The 23,553-nt window shown below is 76.9% G+C and carries 13 protein-coding genes and 2 pseudogenes; 3 read left to right on the top strand and 12 right to left on the bottom strand.

The window, feature by feature from the left end; genetic code table 11:
- Window positions 1-106: 106 nt before the first annotated feature.
- Entirely contained in the window at window positions 107-322 is a 216-nt protein-coding gene (locus tag AB0B01_RS22130) for a hypothetical protein (RefSeq protein ID WP_361721635.1), read from the top strand.
- A 21-nt stretch (window positions 323-343) separates the two neighbouring features.
- On the opposite strand, the gene AB0B01_RS22125 is transcribed toward AB0B01_RS22130, so the two are convergent.
- Entirely contained in the window at window positions 344-1,465 is a 1,122-nt protein-coding gene (locus AB0B01_RS22125) for an MFS transporter (protein WP_361721646.1), read from the bottom strand.
- A 156-nt stretch (window positions 1,466-1,621) separates the two neighbouring features.
- Between AB0B01_RS22125 and AB0B01_RS22120 the strand changes: the two are divergent.
- A pseudogene (locus AB0B01_RS22120) lies at window positions 1,622-2,373 on the top strand (helix-turn-helix transcriptional regulator).
- Window positions 2,374-2,379: 6 nt separating this feature from the next.
- Here the strand turns inward: AB0B01_RS22120 and AB0B01_RS22115 are convergent.
- Window positions 2,380-2,946, bottom strand: a complete 567-nt coding sequence (locus tag AB0B01_RS22115; protein WP_361721632.1) for a dihydrofolate reductase family protein — start codon at window positions 2,944-2,946, stop codon at window positions 2,380-2,382.
- A gap of 27 nt (window positions 2,947-2,973) precedes the next feature.
- On the opposite strand from AB0B01_RS22115, the gene AB0B01_RS22110 reads away from it, so the two are divergent.
- The gene (locus tag AB0B01_RS22110) at window positions 2,974-4,029 is read left to right on the top strand and encodes an enoyl-CoA hydratase/isomerase family protein (RefSeq protein ID WP_361721629.1); all 1,056 of its coding nucleotides are present in this window, start codon (window positions 2,974-2,976) and stop codon (window positions 4,027-4,029) included.
- A 16-nt stretch (window positions 4,030-4,045) separates the two neighbouring features.
- Here AB0B01_RS22110 and AB0B01_RS22105 read toward each other — a convergent pair whose 3' ends face one another.
- The 10 genes and pseudogenes from AB0B01_RS22105 to AB0B01_RS22060 all read right to left on the bottom strand — a co-directional run bounded on the left by AB0B01_RS22105 (window position 4,046) and on the right by AB0B01_RS22060 (window position 23,355).
- A complete protein-coding gene (locus AB0B01_RS22105) occupies window positions 4,046-4,969 on the bottom strand; it encodes an SDR family oxidoreductase (RefSeq protein ID WP_361721626.1) in 924 nt (307 codons plus the stop codon).
- Between the two features lie 85 nt (window positions 4,970-5,054).
- Entirely contained in the window at window positions 5,055-5,258 is a 204-nt protein-coding gene (locus AB0B01_RS22100; protein ID WP_361721643.1) for a putative Ig domain-containing protein, read from the bottom strand.
- Between the two features lie 156 nt (window positions 5,259-5,414).
- Window positions 5,415-6,311, bottom strand: a pseudogene (locus AB0B01_RS22095) (alkaline phosphatase family protein); the annotation flags it as partial.
- A 43-nt stretch (window positions 6,312-6,354) separates the two neighbouring features.
- Window positions 6,355-7,314: a galactokinase gene (locus tag AB0B01_RS22090; protein WP_361721623.1), complete on the bottom strand. Its 960-nt coding sequence runs from the start codon at window positions 7,312-7,314 to the stop codon at window positions 6,355-6,357.
- Window positions 7,311-9,218, bottom strand: a complete 1,908-nt coding sequence (locus tag AB0B01_RS22085) for a class I SAM-dependent methyltransferase (RefSeq protein ID WP_361721620.1) — start codon at window positions 9,216-9,218, stop codon at window positions 7,311-7,313. Before AB0B01_RS22085 ends, AB0B01_RS22090 begins: the two co-directional genes overlap by 4 nt.
- 23 nt (window positions 9,219-9,241) lie before the next feature.
- A complete protein-coding gene (locus AB0B01_RS22080) occupies window positions 9,242-10,405 on the bottom strand; it encodes a glycosyltransferase (protein ID WP_361721617.1) in 1,164 nt (387 codons plus the stop codon).
- On the bottom strand, window positions 10,402-11,232 hold the full coding sequence (locus AB0B01_RS22075; protein WP_361721614.1) for an alpha/beta fold hydrolase: 831 nt from the start codon (window positions 11,230-11,232) through the stop codon (window positions 10,402-10,404). The genes AB0B01_RS22080 and AB0B01_RS22075 overlap by 4 nt, the downstream gene beginning before the upstream one ends.
- Before the next feature lie 7 nt (window positions 11,233-11,239).
- Entirely contained in the window at window positions 11,240-11,584 is a 345-nt protein-coding gene (locus tag AB0B01_RS22070; protein ID WP_361721611.1) for an acyl carrier protein, read from the bottom strand.
- A complete protein-coding gene (locus AB0B01_RS22065; RefSeq protein ID WP_361721608.1) occupies window positions 11,574-16,358 on the bottom strand; it encodes a beta-ketoacyl synthase N-terminal-like domain-containing protein in 4,785 nt (1,594 codons plus the stop codon). Before AB0B01_RS22065 ends, AB0B01_RS22070 begins: the two co-directional genes overlap by 11 nt.
- A complete protein-coding gene (locus tag AB0B01_RS22060; RefSeq protein ID WP_361721605.1) occupies window positions 16,351-23,355 on the bottom strand; it encodes an SDR family NAD(P)-dependent oxidoreductase in 7,005 nt (2,334 codons plus the stop codon). The genes AB0B01_RS22065 and AB0B01_RS22060 overlap by 8 nt, the downstream gene beginning before the upstream one ends.
- Window positions 23,356-23,553 lie beyond the last annotated feature (198 nt).

Genomic DNA, 23,553 nt, shown 5'->3' with positions numbered 1-23,553 from the left:
CATCAGGCACAAGATCATCCGACACATCCAGAACCTTGCCGCCCGTCAGCCCAACTGCCAAGCCCCTGAGCCAAACTCATTCTGAAATGATCAGTTAGACGCCTTCATGCGGGACTACGTCGCCGGCCATGCGGGCCACACCCTCGCCGAGGCCGTGGCTCACTGGCATGACACCCGCGGCCGGGCCGCCGAACCACCGGAGATCGGCGCCCAGTTCGAGCTCAACCGGTTCCTGCGCGACTGGCACACCCGCCACCCGGACGGCACCCGGCGCGAGGCCCTGGCGGCCTGGCAGGTCCACCGGGCCCGGCCCAGGAGCTGACCCCCGGGCCCCGGGGCCGCCTCAGGCAGCCGGCTCCGGCTCCGGGAGGCGGCGGGACAGCGCCCAGGCGGCGAGCGGGAGCACGATCAGCGGGAGCAGGGCCGTGTGCAGGGAGGTGGCGTCCGCGGCCGCGCCGATGAGCGGGCTCGCCACGCCGCCGACGCTGACCGTGAGGCCGAGGGTGACCCCGCTCGCGGTGCCCATGCGGGTCGGCAGGTAGTCCTGGCCCAGCGTGACCTGGAGGGACAGCGGCACGTACAGCGCGGCGGCGGCCAGCGCAGCGCAGACGTACACCAGCGGCAGCGGCAGGAACAGGACGCCGGCGACGGCGGGCGCCGCAGCGGCGTAGGCCCGGCGGACGGTGGTGGTCCGGCCCCAGCGCGCGGCCAGCCGGCCGCCGAGCACGGTGCCGCCCGCACTGCCCGCGAAGAGGGCGAACAGGGCCGCCGCGGCGGCGGTTCCGCTCCCGCCGCGCTCGCGGACGTACAGGGCGATGAAGGTGCTCAGCCCGATGAAGGCCACCGAGCGGACCACCACGACCAGGGAGAGCCGCACGAAGGCCCGCCGGTCCTCGGGAACACCCGACGCGGGCTCCCGTACGGCACCCGGTGCACCGGAGCCGGCCGCCGCCGCTGCCTCCGTCCCCCCGCGCGGCGCCCTCCGCGGGCGGTTCAGGACCGCGCCGAGCACGCAGGGGAGCGCCAGCAGCCACCAGGCCGCCGGGCCGGACACCGACAGGGCCCCGGCGACCAGCAGCGGCGAGCACGCGAAGCCCACGGTCCCGCCCAGCGCGAACCAGCTCATCGCCGTATGGCCGGCGCCGCCCAGGGAGGTGCGGACCAGCCGCGCCGCCGCCGGATGGTAAGCGGCGACGCCCAGCCCCGACAGGGCAACGGCCGCCACGGTGGCCGGGTAGCCGGCGTCGGCGCCGACCAGTGCGACGCCCAGCCCCGCCGCGGCCGTGCTCAGCGGGATCAGCCACGGCATCGGCCGGCGGTCCGTCAGCGCCCCGAACAGCGGCTGGACCACGGAGGACAGCAGCGAGGCGGCGAGCACGATGCCGGAGGCGGCGGCGTAGTCGTAGGCGCGCTCGGCGACCAGGTAGGGCACGAGCGCGGCGATCGCGCCCTGGTAGACGTCCACACAGGCGTGGCCCGCCGCGTAGGCCGCCGTGCGGCCCCGCCGAGCCCGGTCGGCGCGCGCAGTCGAGGGCGGGTGGGACGGCGCGGTCTTCGATGGGTTCACCGATCGAGAATCCCCCGTCCCGCAGCGGGCCCGCTTCCGATAAATTGCCGGGCGATGCAGAAAATCCGCCACACCCCCCGGGCCGCCACCAGCATCCGCGAGCTCGACACCCACGTCGGGATCGACCCGCACCGGCACGACGACCACCAGATCGCCTACGCCGGTTCCGGAGTGCTGTCCGTCACCACCGATGCCGGGACCTGGGTGGCCCCGACCTCCCGCGCGCTGTGGATCCCGGCCGGGACGGTGCACGAGCACCGCGGGTACGGGCGCACCGACCTGCACTCGGTGGGCCTGCCCACCCACCACAACCCGCTGTCCCTCGACTCGCCCGCCGTGATCGCCGTCGGGCCGCTCCTGCGGGAGCTGATCCTCGCCTACACCCGGATGCCCGAGGACGGCAGCCCGCAGCGGCGCCGGCTGCTCGCGGTGCTGCTCGACCAGGTGCGGGTCTCGCCGCTCCAGCCGCTGCACCTGCCCGAGCCCCGAGACCCCCGGCTCGCGTGTGCGGGCTGCTGCACGCCGATCCGGCGGACCCGCGCGGGCTGGCCGCCCTCGCCGCCGCCTCGGGAGCCGGGGCCGGGGAGCGGACGCTGAGCCGGCTGTTCCGCGCCGAGCTGGGCATGACCTTCCCGCAGTGGCGCACCCAGCTGCGGCTGCACCGGGCACTGCGGCTGCTGGCCGTCGGCACGCCCGTCACCGCCGTCGCGCACCGCTGCGGCTGGTCCTCCGCGAGCGCCTTCATCGACGTCTTCCGGCGGGCCTTCGGGCACACGCCCGGGGCGCACCCGCGGCACCTGCCGTAGGGGCTCTCAGGGACGCTCGTACGAGAGCAGGACCACCCCGTTGCCGAACGCGCGGGTGCCGGCGAGCCGGAGCGGAGCCGACCCGGCGAACGGCGGGAACAGCGGTGTGCCGCGGCCGATCCGTACCGGATGCACATAGATCCGGTACGCGTCCACCAGGTCGTGGCGCAGGAACGAGGCGGCCAGATCGGCCCCGCCCAGGGTCAGGTCGCCGCCCGGGGCCGCCTTCAGCGCGGCGACCTCCGACGGTACGACGTCCCGGACGAGCACCGAGTTCCAGCCGAGGTCCGCCCGGTCCAGGGTCCGCGAGTAGACGTACTTCGGAATGTCCCGCCAGATGCCCGCGAACTCCGCCATCCACTCCGGGGTGTCGGGGTCCTGGTCGGCGGTCGGCCAGAAGTCCGCCATCAGCTCGTAGATGACGCGGCCGTTCAGCATGCCGCCCATGGCCCGCAGCTCTTCGTTGAAGTGCCGGTGCAGTTCTTCGTCGACGAGATGCCAGCCGATGTCGCGGCCGGGCCCCTCGATGTACCCGTCGAGGGACATGGACATCATCAGGATGATCTTCCGCATGACCGTCCACGCTACATACTGGCCGGTGTGAAGAGCGTAGATGCCGCAGACGACACGGTCCTGTTCGCCGTCGAGGGCCGCACGGGGGTGATCACCCTCAACCGTCCCCGGGCCCTCAACGCCCTGACCCACGCCATGGTGCTGCGGATCGACGAGGCCCTGACCGCCTGGGAGCACGACCCCGCCGTCGCCCTGGTCCTCATCCGCGGCGCCGGTGAACGCGGCCTGTGCGCGGGCGGCGACATCCGGGCCATCCACGACGACGCCAAGGCCGGCACGGACGCCTCCGCCGGCTTCTGGCGGGACGAGTACCGGCTCAACGCCCTGATCGCCCGCTACCCCAAGCCGTACGTGGCCCTCATGGACGGCATCGTCATGGGCGGCGGCGTCGGCCTTTCCGCCCACGGCAGCGTCCGCATCGTCACCGAACGCTCGCGGGTCGCCATGCCGGAGACCGGCATCGGCTTCGTCCCGGACGTCGGCGGCACCTACCTGCTGGGCCGGGCCCCCGGCCTGCTCGGCACGCACCTCGCACTCACCGGCACGGCCGTGGGGGCCGCCGACGCCTTGCTGTGCGGGCTCGCCGACCACTTCGTACCCGCCGAGCGGCTCGCGGAGCTCACCGCCGCACTCGCCTCGGCGCCCGCGGCCGAGCTGCTCCCGCGCTACGCCGCCGCGCCCGCCCCGGGCGAACTGGCCGACCGGCGGCCCTGGATCGACCGGTGCTACGCGGCGGACACCGTCGAGGAGATCGTGGAGCGGCTGCTCGGCGAGGGCGACCCGGCCGCGAAGGAAACCGCCGAGACGATCCTCGCCAAGTCCCCGACCGCGCTGAAGGTCACCCTCGCCGCCGTGCGCCGGGCCGGCAGCCTGGGCGCGCTGGAGCAGGCGCTGGTCCAGGAGTACCGGGTCTCCTGCCATGCGCTGCGCTCGCCCGACCTGGTCGAGGGCATCCGGGCCCAGGTGATCGACAAGGACCGCGCCCCGCGCTGGTCGCCGCCCGAGCTCGACCGGGTCACCGAGGAGGACGTGGCCCGCTTCTTCGCCCCGCTCGGGCCCGGCCGTGAACTGAGGCTGGACTGAGCCCGGGCGGGGTGCCTCAGCGGTAGCCGTCGGGGGCGGCGGGCAGGCCCGGGTCCTGTACCTCGACCAGGTACCGCCAGGCGTCCGGGCGGCTGCCGTCGAGATCGGTGAACCCGTAGACGCGGGCGAGCTGCCCGCTGGAGAGCGACTGCCCGTTCCAGCGCGCCACCTCCGGGTCCGCGGCCAGTGCCGCGACCGCCCGCCCGACGTAGGAGGGGGTCTCGGAGATGCCGAAATGCGGGACCCGGTCCAGGGCGTCGCGCCAGTTGGCCTCCGTGACCCCGAAGGCGTCGAGCATCATCTCCGAGCGCAGCCAGCCCGGCGTCAGCGCCACCGCCGTCGCCCCGCGCGGACCGAGCTCGTGCCCGAGCGCGAACGCCATGCGCAGCACCGCCGACTTGGCGAGGTCGTAGAAGAACGACACCCGGTAGTGCGTCGCGTTGTACTCGGCCGTACCGTCCGTCATCTCCACCACCAGCCCGCCCGGCTCCCGCAGCAGCAGCGGCGCCGCGTAGTGGCTGGTGATGGCATGGGTCTCCACCGCGAGCCGCAGCAGCCGCAGCCCCTTGTCCAGGTCGTGCTCCCAGACCGCGCTGTCCCACTCGAAGAGCCGCTCGCCACCCCAGACATCGTTCACCAGGAGGTGCAGGCGGCCCTGCTCCTCCTCGATCCGCCGCACCAGCGCCTCGACCTGCGCCGGCACCAGATGGTCCGTGACCACGGCGATCCCGCGTCCGCCCGCCGCCGTGACCAGCCCGGCGGTCTCCTCGACCGTCTCGGGCCGGTCGTACTCCGAACGGCTGCCGCGGGTGCTGCGCCCCGTCACGTACACCGTCGCGCCCTGCGCCCCGAGTTGGACAGCGATGCCGCGCCCCGCCCCCCGCGTCGCCCCGGCCACCAGGGCGACCCTGCCGTCGAGCCCGCGCTGTGCTTCCGCCATGCCCCGACCCTACGACGCAGGGCGCCGCCGGGCACGGGCCGCGGGTGCGTGTCACGCCCCCTGCGCCCGTGCCGGGCGGCAGTCCTCAGAACCAGGTGAGGGTGAGGGGGAAGGTGGTGGTGGCGGTGGTGGGGGTGGTGTCGGTGGCGGTGGCGGTGATTTGGAGGGTTCCGGTGGCCCAGGGTTTGCCGGTGATGCGCCCGGTGGCGGGGTCGAGGGTGAGGCCGAAGGGGAGGCCGGTGGCGGTGTAGCGGACGGGGGGTTTGCCTCCGGTGGCGGTGAGCTGGATGGTGCAGGTCTGGTTGAACTTGCAGGCTTGCGGGCCGGGGTCGGCGAGTTTGAGGTCACCGGAGGTCGGGGTGGGGGTCGGCGTGGGCGTCGGGGTCGGGGTCGGGGTCGGCGTGGGGTCCGTGGACCCGGCGAAGGCCTCGGTGATCGGCTGGACGTTCGCCGCGTTCCCCGCGTGTGTCGCCGTGCCGAAGAGGTCCTCCAGGGTGCGCAGCAGGTGGTGGTGGCTGTAGGCCGTGGAGTACGCGCCGGTCTTCACGTTCGCCCCGTGGAACACGGTGGCGATCCGGTTCGACCCGAGGTAGTTGTCCTCGTCCCAGGTGAGCACGAGCAGACTGTTGTGGGTCTTCGCCCACTGCGCGTACGCGTCCAGGTTGGTCTTCGTCCAGGTGTCGCCCGTGCCGACCGCGCAGTCGTGCATGTCGTTGCACAGGTTCGGCACCACGAAGGACAGGTTCGGCAGCGCCGCGAAATTGCCCTGCGGGAACTGCGACCAGGTCTTGCCGGTGTTCAACGGCACGTTCTTGAAGGCGAACCACGGGTTGTGCTTCTGCGCGTACTTGCCGCTGCTGCACGCCGTCGACCCTTCGGCCGGCAGGTCCTCGTTGTACGTCGCGAAGGTCTTCCCCGCGGCGATCACCTCCTGCCCGAGGTTGGCCGCCGTCATCGACTGCGCGGTGTAGCAGCCGTCGCCGGTGATGCCCTGCGTGGCGCCGGAGAACAGGTTGAAGTAGTTCGGCTGGCTGGGGTGCGTCAACGCCTTCATGCCGGTCAGGCTCGCGCCGCCGTTCGCCAGCTGGTTGATGTACGGGGCGTTCGCGCTGCCGATGATCTCCCCGTACTGCTTGTTCTCGTAGACGGCGACCACCACGTGGTCGTATGCCGGCAGGCCGGCGGCCGCCGACGGCGCCTTCGCGTACGCGGCGCCCGTACTGCCGTCCGCAGCGCGCGAGTTGGCCACGGTGAAGGCGCCCAGCAGGGTGAGCGCGCCGAGCCCGGCCGCGAGCGCGGACCGGCGGGTCCGGCGTCTCGCGACGGCCTTGGGTGAGGGCATGAGCGGTTCCTCCTCGATCTCGGTGGTGCGGGATGGGTGTCGGTCACTCCTCTCGCCGGGCCGCTCCGGCCACGGCGATGTTCAAGAAGCGCGGCCCGGGCCGGCCCCGGCCGCGGAAGTCCTCCGCCACCGCGGCCCGGACCGCCGTCAGACGCGTCTCGGGCAGCAGCACCAGCACGCTCCGGCCCGGCCGCGGCCCGGGCGCCCATGCGCTCAGCGCCCCCGCCCGGCGGGCGCAGTCCACCGCCCGGGCCAGCGCCGCCGGCCGGTCGGCCGGAGCCAGGCTCCCGCGCACGGCCAGCAGCACCAGCCGGCTGCCCGAGGCCGCCGGGTCGAAGGCCGCGTACCGGGGCGGCTTCCCGCCGTCCCGGTCCATCAGCAGCGCCTCGCCGGGGCGGGCGAACAGGGCCGCCCGGTGCAGGGCCCGGTCGCCGCCCGGCAGCGCCTCGGCGAGCAGCCGGGCCAGTCGGGCACGGTCCGGCTCCCCGCCCGCCGGACCGCGTACCCCGCCGCGGGCGTCCCCGTGGACGTCGGCCACCGCGAGCGCCGTCGCGCAGTCGGCGGGCTCCGCCACCGCCAGCCCCGAGGCCGCCGTGAGCGAGCCCTGAACGTGCAGGTCGGTCCCGCCGCGCCCGTACCCGGCGCGGGCGAGCGCCCGCAGCAGGGCGTAGGGGCGGGCCGCCCAGGCGGGGACGGCGGACGGCGGCCCGTCCGGAGCCAGCGGCACCTCGCAGCTGTCGGCGGGATGCCCGAGCGAGCTCAGCCGCACCAGGCCGTCGGAGCGCGCCGCGGCGGCGGCCGCCACCGGCCAGCCCGCGGCCGCCACCAGCCCCGGCGCGCCCAGGTGGAAGGCGTGCGGGGCGCTCCACACGGCGGCGGGGGCCCGGCCGTGCGCGGACTCCAGGGCGTAGGCGACGAGCCGGAACAGCGGGTCGGCGGTGGCCCGGCGGGCGAGGTCGGGACCCTCGCCGCCCACCGGCGGGCTGACCGGGGCGCCGGTCACGGCCCCACCTTGCGGGCCAGCATCCGGTAGGCGTTGCCGCCGTCAGACCGCCGGGCCGCGGCCGTGCGCACCGCGTCGAGCACCGCCGCACCGGCGAAGCAGGGCAGCGCCGCAGCCCGTACGGCCGCGGCGGCGGCTCGGCGGCGCGGTGTCGCCGGCGGGCCCCAGGGCCGGTCCGGATCCGGGGCCAGGTGCGTCGCGGTCAGGGCCACCGCGCCGAAGAAGTCGTTGCCCTGGTGGGCGGGGCCGTGCTCCTCGGCGAGCACGGTGAACCCCCGGTCGGCCAGCGCCTCCCGCAGGTTGGGGGCCGGGATCAGGTGCTGGTGCTGCGGCTGGAACCAGGGCAGCCAGGCGGATCCCAGCAGCCGGGCCATCCGCGACTGCGGATCCGGCAGCTCGATGGCCACCAGCCCGCCCGGGGCGAGCACCTCGGCCGCCGCGTCGAGTTCGGCGAGCGGATCGCGGGTGTGCTCCAAGTAGTGGTACATGCTGACCACCTCGTACCGGCCGGCCAGTTTCTCGGCGAACTCCGGGAACTGGCCCTGGAACCCGCTCTCCACCCAGCCGCGCCGCTCGGCCTCGCGCACGCCCTCGCCCATGTCGAGCCCGTCGAAGCGGGTCTGCGGCCACACGGCCCGTGCGGCGTTGCAGAAGTGTCCGTGCCCGGTGCCGACGTCCAGCCAGGAGGCCGGGGCGCCGCCGTACGGGCGGAGCATCTCGGCGCGGGCCCGGTAGGAGGCACCGAGCCGCCCGAAGACCGTGCCCGCGCCCTCGCCGCCGCGGCCGTCGTAGAAGTCGCGGTAGTAGAACTCCAGGCCCTCGGGGGTCAGCCGGGGGTTCTGGAAGACGTGCGCGCAGGCCCCGCACTGCTCCAGGGTGAACCGGCCGGGCTTGCCCTGGAGCAGGTCCGGCACCCGCACCCGGACCGTGAGCCGCCGGGAGCCGCACCACGGGCAGTCCGGGCGGCGCGGCTCCAGGAACCGGTCGGTGCCGCCGGCCAGATCGGCCCGGTACGCGGCCACCCGCGCCCGGTCGGCCGCGGTGGGCGTCCGCGGTCGTGCGGCGTGTGCGGCCGTACGGAGAGCCGCGCCGAGGGAGCGTACCGGCCGGGCGGCGGTCGCCCGGGCCAGGTCCGCAGGCCGCAGCGGGCCCCTGGGGCCGCCGAGGGCGAGGTACGGCTGCAGCCAGTACAGCCCGGCCGCGGCCGCGCCCCACCGGCCCTGGCGCCCGGCCACCGTGGCGAGCAGGGCCAGCCCCGCGAGCTGCGCGGCGGCCAGCGCCCCCGGCGGCAGCCCCTGGGCGCGCAGCTCGGCCACCCGCACCGGGCCGGTGTCCGCGTCGGGGGCCGGCCGCCCGCCGGACAGGGCCGGTGCCACGGCCAGGCCGGTGGCGTCGGCCGCGTACTCCTTCAACCGGCGTATCAGTGCAAGGAGTTCGGCGCGGTCCGGGCCGGGTGAACCGGCGCCCGCACCCACCTCGCCGTCGATCCCGGCCCGGGCGAGCACCTCCTCCGAGACGAGCACGGCGCACCCCGCCCCGCGCCCCTCACCCAGGCGGTCGTCGCGGTAGCGGGCCGGATCGACCAGCCGCAGCAGGCCCAGCACCCGCTCGGCGGCGAGGTCCCCCGGCAGCAGGTCCAGCACCCGCAGCCCCTCCCGGTCGGCGTACGCGCAGGCGGCCAGGAACGTCGCCGGGTCGGCCTCCACCCCCCGCGCGGTCAGCAGCCGCCACCCGGCGGCGCGCGGCACCCCGGCCGAGCAGGCCGGCGTCGGGGGCAGGGCGGGCAGCGCCCGCAGGCGCCGCCGGGCGCGCACGGTGCCCGCGCCGAGCGCGACCAGCAGGGCCGCGGAGGTCCACCGGACCCCGGCCGCCGCCGACGGCCTCCCGGAGAACACGGAGGTCACGGGGCTCGCAGAGTGGACAGGGTTCACAGCAGTTTCTCCAACCGGTCGGCCGCGGCGGCGGCTCCGCCCGCCGCGGCGAAGGAGGCCTGGATCCGCCGGGCGGCGCGGCGCGGGCCGGGCTCGTCCAGCACGGCCGTCATGGCGTCCCGCAGTTCTTCGGCCCGGGGCCGGCCGAACCGCACCCGGACTCCCGCGCCCGCCTCGACGACCTGGCGGGCCACGATCGGCTGGTCGTCCCGGATCGGCGCCAGCACCAGCGGCAGCCCGTGCGCGAGCGCCTCGCAGACGGTGTTGTGGCCGCCGTGGCAGACCACGGCGTCCAGATGGGGCAGCAGCTCCAGCTGCGGAACCCGGTCCTGTACCAGCACGTTCGCGGGTGCCGACCCGGCCAGTCGGGCGGGCCCCGCCAGGACCAGCTGGACCTCGCCGGCCAGCCGCCGCGCGGCCGCCAGTACGGCGTCGTAGAACCGGCCGCCGGCCTCCTGGTTGAGGGTCCCCAGCGACACCAGCACCCGGCGCCGCTCCGGATCCAGCCGCTGCCACGGGAAGCCGGGCGCGGACGGCCGGGCCCCGAAGGCCGGGCCGACGAAGGCGTGGTGCGGCGGGAAGCCGGCCCCGGTGCCGACCAGTTCGGGGGTGGAGAAGACCAGCACGAGCCGCTCGGAGAACCGCGGGTCCCAGCCGGTGTCCTCCTCCCCGCACGAGGCGAGGAAGCCGGAGATCTGCCCCGCGACCCATTCGCCGACCTTCGGGAAGTCCGCGAACGGCCGGGTGAGTTCGGCGGAGGTGCTCGCGGAGGTGGCCCAGGGGATCCCGAGCCGCCGCGCCACCACCGGACCGGCGAGCGCCTGCTGGTCGGCGACGAGCAGGTCGGGGCCGAAGGCGCGGACCGCCTCCGTCACCCCCGGCACCATCGCCCGGGCCAGTGGCACCAGCGCCTCCTCCCAGAGGAAGCGCAGTGCTCCGACCCCGCGCAGATCGCGCCAGCGCTCGTGCAGGGCCGCGTAGCCGCCGCCGTTGTCCTCGCCGGCCGGCAGGATCCGCACGTACGGGGGCAGCAGGCGGGACAGCGGACCGCTCGGCCCCGTCCAGGCCACCTCGTGACCCCGGGCGGCGAGTTCGGCGCCGACGGCCACCGTCGGGTTGACGTGCCCCGCCAGCGGCGGGACCGTGAACAGCACCTTCACCGGACCAGCACTCCCCCCGGGGTGGCGTGCGCGGCAGCCGCCGTCGCGTCCAGATGGGCCAGGACGGCCTTGCGCAGGGAGCCGCTGCTCTCCTTCAGCACGTCGTGCCCGAGACCGGGCAGGATCTCGACGGCCGTGCTGTCCCGCGGGGCGTGCTCGGCCAGCTCCAGGGCGCCCGGCACCAGTTCGGAATGTTCACCGCACACGATCAGGAGCGGGCAGCGCAGCCGGGCGTAGTCGGCGGGGGTGAAGGTGTGGCTGGCCGCGATGTCGTCGACGAGGCTGGTCCGGTTGAGCAGGTCGTCGGCGATCGCCGTCAGATGGGCGGCCTTGCGCAGCCTGAGGCCGAGCAGCTCGGCGGGGACCGCGCTGCCCTCCAGGCTGAGCGCGGCGGCGGACAGGGTGTCCACCATGTTCTCCACCCAGGCGCCGCTGAGCGGGGGTTCGAGCAGCGTCAGCCCGGCGGCCAGCTCGGGCCGGGCGAGCGCGGCGTGCAGGGCGAGCGTGCCGCCGTAGCTGTTGCCGACCAGGTGCAGCCGGCGCCGCCCGAGGCCGAGCGCGCCGAGCAGCGCGAACAGGTCCCGTACGGCCGTACGGCTGTCGTAGCCGGTGGCCGGGCGCTCGGTACGGCCGTGGCCCCGCAGGTCGTAGAGGACGACCTCGTGGCCGGCGCGGGCCGCGGGGACGGCGAGGGGGCAGTAGAAGGAGGAGAGGTTGTCGACGACCAGCCCGTGCAGGAAGACCACGACCGGCCGGTCGGGGGTATCGGCGGCCGCCGGGAGCCGCTGGACGTGGAAGCGCAGGGCGTTGGCGGTGGTGAAGGCCATGGCGGGCTCAGCCGGCGGACGCGGCGGGGGCGGCCGGGCGGGCCGCCGTGGCGCGGGCGAGGGAGGCCTGGGCGAGGGAGGCGTGGGTGACCCGCCCGATGTGGGTGACCAGTTCACCGACGGACATGGCGAGGATGGCGTCCATGTCCTTCTCGGCGAGGAAGCCCATCAGATCGACCTCGGCGCCGTAGCGCTGGTGCAGCAACTCGGCGAGAGCGACGAACTCGATGCTCTCCAGGGCGAGGTCCTCGTTGAACGTCGTCTTCATCGTGACCTCTTCCGCGAGGAGGAACTCGTCGCCGACGATCTCCACGAGCATGCCGGTGATCTCGGCGAGGATGTCAGTGGCCATGACTGGTCTCCGTGAGGGTGAGGGGAACGGGGGAGGACCCCGCGGGGTGGGCGGTCCAGGCGACGACGTGGTCCTCGGGCAGCAGACTCGTCCGTACGGGGTACGGCTGCCCCTCGGGCGACAGCACCCGCAGCGCCGCGGTCGCCGGGTCGTCGGTCACCCGCCATTCGCGCGGACGGCCGCCGACCCCGGTGCCGGCCGCCTTGGCGGCGGCCTCCTTGGCACACCAGAGGGCGGTGAGCGCGGCGGGCAGGCCGGTGCCTTCGCGGTCGGCGAGCTGCTCGGCGAGACGGACCTCCCCGGGGGAGCAGGCGATCCGCAGCAGGGCGCCGGGATCGCCGGTCACCGGCTCCACGTCGATGCCGACCGGCCGGGAGGCGTGCGCGAGGGCCACCGCGATCCGGTCCTTGTGGGAGATCGACAGGTGCAGGCCGCGGGTGAGCGGGCCCTCGGGCACGGGGCGCCCGGCCGGATCGTTGCCGACGGGCACCTCCACGGGGAACACCGGACCGGCGCCGCCGTCCCACAGCAGCTGCCGCAGGGCGTCCTTGGCGGCGATCCGGCCCAGCAGCCAAGGGCCGCGGGCGCGGAGCGCGAGCCGTTCGTACGCGGCGCGTTCGGCGGCGCCGAGGTAGCGGCGCATCACCAGCTCCTGCGAGGCGGGGTCGGCCCACCGGCGCCGGGCCAGACACCAGCCGGCGGGCTGCGGCTCGCCGATGCCGCACACCTCGGGGGTGAACTTCATCGGCCACACCCGCTCGTCGGCGCCGAACCGGCGGTACGTCCAGCCGTCGATCCGGGCCCACACCCGGCCGCTGCGGTCCTGGAGTTCGAGATCGCCGCGCACGGTCACGTCACGGACCTCCCGGATGCGGGCGGTGGCGGTCAGCAGGGCCTGCGGGGCGGGCGGGGGCCCGTAGAACCGGATCCGGTCGACGGTGGCGGGGAACACCAGGCGGTCGACGGGCAGTTCGAGCTGCATCCAGTGCCCGAAGAGCTGCCCGGCGGCATCGAGCAGAGCGCCGGGGGCGGGGAGCGCGCGCAGCTCCCCGCGGATGCCGTCGGCGGCGACGGTGTGGACCGCGTGCACCCCGGCGAAGCGGGGGCCGTGGAACATCCACCGGTCCCGGTAGAGGGCGTCGGCGCTGACGGGGGCGGGCCGGGGATCGCGCAGGGGTGTCGGGTCGGGGCCCGGCGGTGTCCCGTGGCTCCGGCCGAGCACGACGACCACGCAGGCGTACGGGCCGAGCGTGACCCGGATCCGGCCGTCGCCCTCGTCCCGGGTGCGGACGTCGACGTCGACGGCGGGTGCGACGGGGAGCCAGCGCAGGGCCCGTACGTCCTCGTAGCCGAGGACGGCGGCTGCGCCCTCGGCGGCGTGCCGCAGGGCCGCGTCGGCGGCGAGCTCCAGCATGGTCGTCATGGGCACGACGGGAAACCGGTCGGAGTCCTCGGCCCAGCCGTCGGGTTGCAGGTACACGCAGTGGTCGCGGACGGAGGGCAGCGTGTCCAGCCCGAGCCGCAGCACGCGCGCCGTCTCCGTCCCGCCCCCGCGGGCGGCCGGGCCCGCAGGGCCGGGCGCGGCGCCGGCGGGCCCGCCGCCCCCGCCGCCCCCGCCGCCCCCGACCGGGCCCGCCCCGGCCGCCGGGCTGCCGTCCGGGGCGGTCGCCCGTGCGGGCTCCGCGGCGGCGAATGGTTCCGCCGCTGTCTGTCGCGGGCCCGTCGGGGCCGCGGGAGGGGATGTCGGGGACAGGGCCCAGGCCTCGGCCACCGTCCGGGCGGCGGCGTCGGCTTCGGCGAGGACGGCGTCCAGCGCGGACAGCAGGACCGGCCGGTGTGCCGCCGGATCGGCCACCTCGCCGGGCGCCCCGCCGTTGGGAGAGAGCGGCGGGAGAACCGGTGAGGCCGGTGACGGGGCCGGCCCGGGGTGTGAGAAGGCCGCACGGGCCGCGGGCGGGAGGTGGACCAGAGGGGAGCCGAGGTCGAGCTGCACGGTGGGACGGCGCGCCGCAGGGTGGTCGGAGGCCGGGCGGGCCGCCGCTCCGTCAGGCGCCTGCGCAGTGCCGTCCGAGGGGCGGCGCGCCGCCGTCAGGCGGTCCCAGCGCGGGGCGTGGCCCTCGGCCCAGAGCGCGGCGCAGGCCCGCCGCAGGGCGGCCAGGCCCGACAGGCGCGGCGCGGAGGCCGCCACCGCGAGGTGCCCGCGGTCCCGGAGGGTGTCCTCCACGAAGCCCGGCAGGCTGCCCGGCCCCAGCGCCACGAAGCTCCGCACGCCCGCGTCCTCGTACAGCCGCAGGGTCAGCTCGCGGAACCGGACAGGCTCCAGGAGGTGGCGTACCACCAGCTCCCGCACCGCCTCCGGCTCGGCCGGGAAGGGCGCGAGCGTCGTCGCCGACCACACCGGCACCGAGCCCGCCCGCAGCGGCAGCTGCTCGAAGGCGGTCCGTACCTGCCCGAGGTACGGCTCCCACATCGGCGTGTGGAACCCCGAGCGGAAGGGCAGTTCCTGGCCGAGGACCCCGTCCGCGCGCAGCCGTTCCAGGACCTGCGCCACCCCGGCCGGGTCCCCGCACACCACCGACTGGTGGGGGCAGTTGTCGTGGCTGACCACCACCCCCGGCACCCCGTGCAGCGCCGCCTCCGCCCGGGCCGACCCACAGCCGAGGGCCGCGTACACCAGGTCGGGCACCTTCAGCGAGCCCGGCCGCAGCGAGTCCAGGAAGGCGTCGGCCGCCTCCTGCGGGTACATGCCCGCGGCCACCATCGCGGCCCACTCGCCCAGGCTGTGGCCGGCCAGCACGTCGGGCTCGATGCCGAGTTCGGGCAGGACCCGGGCCATGAACCGGCCGGTGGCGAGCGCGTCGAGGGCCCGTTCCACCAGATCTGCGCCCCGGCTCAGTGAGGGGGCGGCCAGCCGGAACCGGTCCGCCACATCGTCCAGCAGCGGTGCGAACTCCGGCTCCAGCCCCGGGAACAGGAACGCCAGCCGCCCGCCCAGCGGCTCCGGCGTGAACCACACGTCGCCGCGCCCCCGCCAGGCCCGCCCCCGGGCCACCGCCTTCGCGGCCAGCGCGAGCCGCTGCGGCGTGGGCCCGACCACCGCCAGCCGGCACGGGCCGTCCCCCGCCGAGGGGGAGCCCGCCGCCAGCAGCCGCGCCAACTCCGCCGGGGTGTCCGCCGCGAGCCGGAGCACCTCGTCCCGCCCGCCCGCGCCGACCGGCGGAGCCTGCGCCGCCCCGAGCGGCAGGAAGCGGCGTACGGGAGCGGGAGCGGCCCGGCGGCCCGGGGCCGCGGCGGCGGCCGTCCCCGGCGCCTGCTCCAGCACCACGTGGGCGTTGATCCCGCCGAAGCCGAACGCGTTGACCCCCGCCCGGCGCGGCCCCGACGTACGCTCCCACGGTTGCGCCACGGTGACCGGCCGCATCCGGGTCCGCGCCAGGTCCGGGTGCGGCTCCGCCAGGTGCAGGGTCGGCGGGAGCACCCCTTCGTACACGGCGAGCGCCGCCTTGATCAGCCCGGCCATGCCGGAGGCCTGCATCGTGTGCCCGAGCATCGACTTCACGGAACCGAAGCCGATCCCGGACCCGGCTCCGGTCCCAGGACCGGAGCCGGAGCCGGCGGCTTCCGGGGGGCCGAACACCTGGGCCAGCGTTTCCAGTTCGGCCGTGTCCCCGACCGGGGTGCCGGTGCCGTGGGCCTCCAGCAGGCCCAGCGCGTCGGCGGCCCGCGGGTCCAGGCCGGCGTCCTGCCAGGCCCGCTCCAGCGCCCGTACCTGACCGGCGACGAGCGGGCTCATCAGGCTCGCCGCCCGGCCGTCACCCGCCACACCCGTACCGCGGATCACCGCATAGATCCGGTCGCCGTCGCGCTCCGCGTCCGCGAGGCGCTTCAGGAGCACCACGCCCGTCCCCTCGGACAGCAGCGTCCCGTCGGCCCGCCGGTCGAAGGGCCGGATCCGCTCGCTCGGGCTGAGTGCCCGCAGCTGGGTGAAGACGCTCCACAGGGTGGCGATGTGGCAGTGGTGGACGGCCCCCGCGACCACCGCGTCGCAGCGTCCGCCCGCCAGCAGCCCCGCCGCCTGGTCCACCGCCAGCAGGGAGGAGGCGCAGGCCGCGTCGAGGGTGTAGGCGGGTCCGCGGAAGTCCAGCCGGTTCGCCGTCCGGGCGGCGGTGAAGCTCGGCACCAGCCCGATCGAGGCCTCGGGCCGCTCCGGTCCCAGCGCGTCCTGGAAGGCGGTACGCACCGCCGCGACCCGCCGTTCGTCCAGCTCGGGCGCGAGCTCCCGCAGGGTCTGCGCCAACTGGTGAGCGGTCCGCACGCGTTGGTCGAGCCGCGCGGTGGCCACCCCCATGAACCCGCCCCGGCCGAGCACCACCCCGATCCGCGAGCGGTCCGCCGGCAGCCGGTCCTCGCCGCCGGCGTCCGCGACCGCCTCGGCCGTCGCGTGCAGGGCCAGCATCTGGTCGGGCTCGGCACCCTCCACGGCGGCCGGCATGATCCCGAACCTGGTCGGGTCGAAGGCGGCCAGGCCGTCGACGAAGCCGCCGCGGCGGCAGTAGAACCGGTCGCCGGCCGCGGGGCCGCTCGCGCCGTCCGGGTCGTAGTACACCTCCGGGTCCCATCGCCCCGGCGGCACCTCGGTGATGACGTCCGTGCCCGCCAGGAGGTTGCGCCGGTACGCGGCCAGGTCGGCGGCCCCCGGGAAGACCGCGCCCATCCCGACGATCGCCGCGTCGGTGGGCCGCGGACCGAGCCGCCCGCGTCCCCGCTCACTCATCGCCGCCGCCTTCCTGCGCCATCAGGACCACCTGTACGTCGCTGCCGTGGGCGAGTTCGTCGAGGAACGCGGCGGTCCCGGCCTCGGCGTCGATCAGCGCGATGCCCCGGCGGGCGTACGCACGTTCCAGCTCGGGCGTGACCATGCCGCCCGCCTCCGCCGCCCAGGGGCCCCAGTCGACGGACAGGACCCGGCCGGGGAGGTACGCGGACCAGGCGTGCGCCAGGCTGTCGAGGGCGTCGTTCGCGGCGGCGTAGTCGCTCTGGCCGCGGTTGCCGTAGACCCCGGCGACACTGCCGAACAGCGCGAGGAAGCGCAGGGCGGGCCCCGACCCGTGCTCGGCGGCCGCCGCCGCGAGGTTTCGGGCGCCGGTCACCTTCGTGGTGAACACCTCGGCGAAGGCGGCCGGCTGCTTGTCGGCCAGCAGGCCGTCGCGCAGCGTCCCGGCGCCGTGGACGATGCCGTCCAGCCGGCCGTGGCGCTCCCGTACGGCGGCCACGACGGCCCGGACGGCCTGCTCGTCGGTGACGTCGGCGCAGTGGTAGCGGACGGAGGCCGCCAGCGGGCCGAGAGCGGCCAGGGTGGCCCGTACCTCGCGCTCCGCGAGGACCCGGGAGGCCGCGCTCTCGATCTCGGCGGGCGTCCGCAGACCGGCGCCGATCAGCGCGGCGCGCAGCGCCACCCGGTCGGTGGCGTGGGCGAAGCGGTCCGGCTCGGCCGGGGGCTCGGGCGTACGGCCGAGCAGCTCGACGTGGCACCCGGTGCGGCGGGCCAGCGCGAGGGCGGTCCGGGCGGTGATCCCGCGGGCCCCGCCGGTGAGCAGGACCACGGACCGGGCGTCGAGCGGCAGCGGGCCGACCGCGGCGGTGTCCGGCAGCGGGGCGGGCACGGGGCGGCGGGTGACCCGGGTCCCGTCGGCGGTGTACCCGACGGAGGAGGGGGCGCCGCCCGGGTCGGCGAGCTCGGCGAGGAGCTGCGCGGCCACCTGCTCGGGGTCCTCCTTGGGGCTGACCTCCACGGCCCGGACCAGGGCGGTGGGGAATTCGAGGGCGGCGCTGCGGGCGAATCCGTGCAGGCCGGTGCCGGCGGCGGGGGCCGGGGTGGTGGCGAGGACGAGCCGGCGGACGCCACCGGTCAGGGCGCGCCGGAGCCCGGGGAAGGCGTCGGGCAGCGCGGGCTCGGCGCCGGCCCGGAGCCCGGACAGGTCGACGAGCGCGTCGAAGCCGGAGGCGGCTTCGGCGATACGGTGCACCTCGGCCACGCCGTGCCGGTGCAGCAGGGCTTCGAGCGCACCGGCCACGGCCCCCTGCCCCTCGCCGGCCACCGCGATCCGAAGCCCCCTCAGGGCTTCGGGATCCGCGTCCGGGGCGGGCAGGGGCACGGGGTCCACCCGCAGCCGGCGGACCGGGGCGGCCGGCGGCCTCGCGCGGGGCGGCGCGCTCCGCGGCGGTGTTTCGGGTGCGCCGCCCGGCGGGGCGGCCGCGGGGGCGGCGGTGTGGGAGACGACCCAGTCGACGATGCCGCGCAGGGTCTTGATCCGGGCCAGCTCCTCGACGACGGACTCGGCCGCACCGGCGGACCCGGCGGCGCCTTGCGGCAGGCCGATCCGGTCGGCCAGGGCGCCGATGATCTCGACGCGCTTGATGGAGTCGATGGACAGGTCGGCCTCCAGGTCGAGCTGGGGGTCGAGCATGTCGCGGGGGTACCCGGTCCGGACGTGCACGATCTCCAGCACGACGTCCATCACCGCCTCGGCGCCGACCGGAACGGCGCCGCCCGGAACGGCGCCTCCCAGGCCGGGGCCGCTCCCCGCCGCACCTGTGGCCCCGCCGTCCGGCCGGGCGCCGTTCGACGTGCCCGGGCCGGCGGCGCCGCTGCCGTTGGCCTGGAGGCCCGGCCAGGTGCCGGGGGCCAGGGGCGCGCCCACCGCAGCCGATCCCGGCCCCGCCGGGGTGCCGCCCGTGCCGTTCGGCCGGCCGCCGCCCGGCGGGACCGGGCCCGTCGGGGCGGGAGCCGCCGGGCCCGCGGCTCGCGGCCATGCGCCGTTCAGCGGGACCGTGACCGGACCGGCGGCGGCACTGCCGTTGGCCTGGGCGTCCGGCCAGGTGCCGGCGGGCAGGAGCGTGCTCGTCGGGCCCGAGGACGCGGGGGAACCGGTGGAAGCGGACAAGTAGCCCAGCAGGACGCTGCGTTGCGCCTCGATCAGGGCGCGGGAGCCCTCCAGGTACTGGAGGACCGCCTCCTCGCGGTGCCGGGGGGCGGCAGGTGGCGGTGCCACGCGGTGGGGCGGCTGGAGGCCGCCCGCCAGGGGGGTGCCGTCCGCCGTGCGGACCAGGTGGCCGTCGACCAGCCAGCCCGGGCGGCGCGGCGCCCGGTCCGGGAGCGGGGCCGTCCGGCCCCGGAACAGCGCCTCCGGCGCCACCGGCACGCCCGCCGCCGCCAGTTCCGCCAGCGCCGTGACCAGCCGGGCCAGCCCGTGTTCGCCCGGCACGTCCAGCGGGACCACGGTGTGCGGCCGGCCGTGCAGGATCCGCCCCACCAGCCCCGAGAGCACCCGGCCGGGCCCCGCCTCCACGAAGGTGCGGACCCCCGCCGCGTACATGGCCTCCACCTGCTCCACGAACCGGACCGGCTCCGCCACCTGACGGGCCAGCAGCTCCCGTACGGCACCGGCCTCCGCCGGGTACGGCTGCGCCGTGGTGTTCGACCAGACCGGGACGGCGGCGTCGGCCACCGCTGTCCCGGCCAGCTCCGCGGCCAGCGAACCGGCCGCCCCCGCGACCACCTCGCTGTGGAAGGCGCAGGCCACCGGCAGGAGTTCCGCCGACAGGCCCGTCGCCCGGATGCCCTCCACCGCGGCCCGGACGGCGGCCGTCGGACCGGAGATCACGCACTGGCGCGGGGCGTTGTGGTTCGCGACCGCGCAACCCGTCCGCGCCGCGAGCTCCCGGACCTCGCCGGGCGCCGCCGCGACCGCCGCCATCGCACCCGGATCCGCCCCGGCCGCCGCCAGGATGGCCTCGGCCCGGCGGGTGCTCAGCCGCAGCAGACTCTCCCCGTCGTACACCCCGGCCGCCCACAGCGCGGTGAGCTCCCCGTACGAGTGCCCGGCCACGCAGTCGGGCCGTACGCCCAGTTCCCCGAGCAGGACGTGCGCAGCCGCCCCCGCCAGCCCGAGGGCAGGCTGCGCGACCCGGGTGTCGGTCACCGCCGCCCGCTGCGCCGCCCGCTCCTGCGAGCTGAAGGCGCCCGGCGGGAACATCGCCGACACCACCTGCCCCGGCGCCTCGTCCAGCAGCCGCCGCAGCGCCGGGAAGGCGGCGAACAGCTCCCCGAGCATGCCCACCCGCTGGCTGCCCTGACCGGGGAACAGGAACGCCACCCGCCCCGGATCCGCCGCGTCCTCCCGTACGTGGACCCCCTCGCCCGCGGTGAAGGTACGGGCCCGCTCCAGCCGGGCCGCCACCTCGTCCAGGCTGCCGGCCACGACCGCGACCCGCACCGGCCCCGAGCCCGTCGCCGCGGTCTCCGCCGCGAGGTCCCGCAGCGCCCACGGGCGTCCGGCGGTGTCGTTCTGCTCCAGCCGGGCCGCGAGCCGCGCCATGGCCCGGGCGGCCGCCCGCCGGTCCTCGCCGCGGAAGCAGAACAGCTCGGCGGGCCAGTCCTCCACCCCGTGCGCCGGTTCCTCCGCTCCGCCGTAACCGGCCAACACGGCGTGGTAGTTGGTGCCGCCGAAGCCGAAGGCACTCACCCCGGCGATCCGGCGCTCCACGGGGACCGCCCACGGCCTGGCCTCGGTGTCGAAGGCGAAGGGGCTCGTCCCGCTCTGCCACGCCGGGTTGGGCGCCGTGATGTGCAGGGTCGGCGGCCGGACCCCCGAGTGCACCGCGCGCGCCGCCTTGATGAGCCCCGCCAGTCCGGCCGCACACTTGGTGTGCCCGAGCTGCGACTTCACCGAGCCCAGTGCGCAGGATCCCGGCGCGGCCCCCGCCTCGGTGAACAGCTCCTCCAGGACGGCCAGTTCGGTGCTGTCCCCGACCACCGTCCCGGTGCCGTGCGCCTCGACCAGCCCGACCTCGCGGGGGCTGATGCCCGCCCGGGCGTAGGCCCGTTCCAGGGCCCGCCGCTGCCCTTCCGGGCGGGGCGCGGTCAGGCCGAGGGAGCGGCCGTCGCTGGCCGCCCCGACGGCCTTGACCACGGCGTACACCCGGTCTCCGTCCCGCTCGGCGTCGGCGAGCCGCTTGAGCACCAGCACGCCCACGCCCTCGCCGAGCGCGATCCCGTCGGCCGCGGCGTCGAAGGGCCGGCAGCGGCCGGTCGGCGACAGCGCCCGCACCGAGGAGAAGAGCAGGTAGTCGTTGATCCCGTTGTGCACGTCGGCCCCGCCGCACAGCACCATGTCCGCGTCCCCGTCGCCGAGGTGCCGGCAGGCCAGGTCCAGGGCGGCCAGCGACGAGGCGCAGGCGGCGTCGACCGTGCAGTTGGCCCCGCCCAGGTCGAGGCGGTTGGCCACCCGGCCGGCGATCACATTGGCGAGGATGCCCGGGAAGGAGTCCTCGGTGAGCCGGGGCAGCTGCTCGTCGAGCCCGGGCGGGAGCTCTCCGAGGTAGGCCGGGTGCAGGGCGCGCAGCCCGTACGCACCGGCCAGTTCGGTGCCCGCCTCCGCGCCGAAGACCACCGCGGTCCGCGAGCGGTCGAACTCCCGGCCCGTGCCGTACCCCGCGTCCGCGAGGGCCCGCGCCGCCATTTCCAGGGCCAGCAGCTGGACCGGCTCGATACCGGCCAGGGAGGCGGGCGGGATGCCGTGCGCGAGGGCGTCGAAGGGCACCGGGCCGAGGAAGCCGCCCCAGCGCGAGAGGCTGCGCTCCCCGGCCCGAGCCGGGTCGGCGTCGTAGTAGAGCGCCGGATCCCAGCGCTCGGGCGGGACCTCCGTCACCGCGTCGGCCCCGGCGAGGACCCGGGCCCAGTAGGCGCCGAGGTCGGGCGCGCCCGGGTAGGCGCAGGCCATGCCCACGATGGCGATGTCCAGCGGGTCGCCGCCCGGCGGGGGGCCGGCCGGCCGGACCTGCTCGGCGGCCCGCCGCTCCAGCCACCGGGTCGCGCCCTCGGTGACCTCGGCGTGCAGCGCGGCGATCGTGGTGGTCCCGGTGCGCAGGGTGGCGGCCTGGCCGAGCATGAACAGGCCCTCGCGCTGCTGCTCCTGCCCGTCCACCGGGTCCAGGCCGCCCGAAGGACCGCGGCGCAGCCCCTTGCTGGCGATCCGCAGCCGTCCCAGGTTCAGCCGCTCCAGCTCCTCCCACATCTCGCGCGGCTCGGTCCCGCCGTCCGCGAGGCGCCGCCGGGTCTCCTCGAAGGTCTCGGCGTACGGGGTCGCCGCGCAGCGCGTCGCGTGCCCGGGTGCCGTGTGCAGCAGCACCGTCCGCGAGCAGTCCACCGCCGCCCGCTGGAAGCCCGGCAGCACCGCGCCGGCCGCCACCGCCTCCTCGGTGAACAGGTACGCGGTGCCCATCAGCACACCGACCCGCGCGCCCCGCTCGGCCAGCGGCGCGGCCGCCGCCACCGCCATCGCGGCGGAGCGCGCGTCGTGGATGCCGCCCGCGAACAGCACGTCCAGCGCGGCCGGTTCGGGGCAGCCGAGGAGCAGCTCGATCTGCTCCTCCCACAGCGCGAACGAGGCGCGCGGCCCGACGTGCCCCCCGCACTCCAGCCCCTCGAACACGAACCGCCGGGCCCCTTCCGCGAGATGGCGCTCCAGCAGCCCCGGCGAGGGAACGTGCAGGTGGGTCGCGGTCCCGGCGGCCTCCAGCGGCGCCGCCTGGGCCGGGGTCCCGCCCGCGATGATCGCGTACGGCGACCGCACCTCGGCCACGGCCGCCAGCTGCTCCCGGCGCAGCTCGGGCGGGACGAAGCCGAGCAGGCCCACCCCCCAGGGGCGGTCCCCGAGCCGCTGCGCGGTCTCGGTGAGCAGTCGGCGTACGTCCGGCCCCTCCATCACCGCGAGCGCCAGGTACGGGACGCCGCCCCCGGCTGCGACCGCCTCGGCGAAGGCCGCCTGGTCGCTGACCCGGGTCATCGGCCCCTGTGCCACGGACCGCGGCCGCAGCAGGGGCCGGGTCCGCGCGGCCGCGTCCAAGTGGGCCGTGACGGCCGACCGCACGGCCTGGAGTACACCGCCGGTGGTGCGGTGGCGGGCGGCCAGCCGGGCCGCCGCGGCCCCGTCCTGGCCGACGGGCAGCAGCTGGGCCCGCAGGTCCCGGGCCCCGAGCAGCAGGGCGGCCGGCCCCTCCGGCGGGCTCAGGTCCGGCCGGGAGTAGACCCGGTGGCCGTCGTGGATCCGGGTCTCGGAGCCGTCCATGGCCCCGAGCGCGGCCGCCACTTCGGCGGGCAGGGCCTGCGCCCCCTCGGTGGTCAGGGCCAGCTGGACGTCGAGCAGCACCCCGGCGGCCCCGCCCGCGACCGCCGCGGCCGCCGTGTGCGGACCGATCCCGCCGAAGGCGAGCACGGGCACCCCGGCTCCGGCCCCGGCGAGCAGCTGCTGGAGCAGGACGAAGGTGGTGGCCTCACCCACCCGGCCGCCGGCCTCGTGCCCCTTGGCCACCAGCGCCTGCGCCCCGGCAGCCACGGCGGCCCGGGCCTGCGCCCGGCCGGTGGCTTCGGCCCAGATCCGGCGCCTCCCGTGCGCCGCCCAGTCGGCCACCCGCCGGGGCGTGTGCTCCGCCGGGTCGGCGAGCAGCACCGTGTCCACCGCGTCCGGCAGCTCCTCCGGCCCGAGCGGGCAGTGCGCGGGCACCCGTACCCCGTACGGCCGTCCGGCGAGCCGGCGGTCGAGCTCGGCGAAGGCCCGCCGGGCGGCCCCCGGGTCCCGGCCGAGGTCGAGCAGCCCGAGGGACCCGGCCCGCTCGGCGGCGGTGACGAGCCGCGGGTGCGGCTCCTCGAACGGGCTGACCGCGACGACCAGGTCGCGGGCGCGGACGGGCTGCGGGGGCTGGGGGGTCACGGGCGCTCCTCTGATCGGTGCGGGCCGGATCGGTGCGGGTTCGGCGGTTCGGTGCGGGTGGCTCGGTGCCGTGCCGTGCGGTGCGGGGTGGCTCGGGGTGGTGTGGTGCCGGGCGGTGCGGACGGGTGCGGGCCCGAGCGGTGCGGGGGCCGTCGGTCCAGGCGGTGCGGATCAGTGCTGTGTGACGTCTCGGCGGGC

The organism is Streptomyces sp. NPDC044571 (assembly GCF_040647115.1).
Classification (GTDB): Bacteria; Actinomycetota; Actinomycetes; order Streptomycetales; family Streptomycetaceae; genus Streptomyces.
Note: the sequence above shows the minus strand (reverse complement) of the source record. Positions and strands in the feature narration are given on the sequence as shown.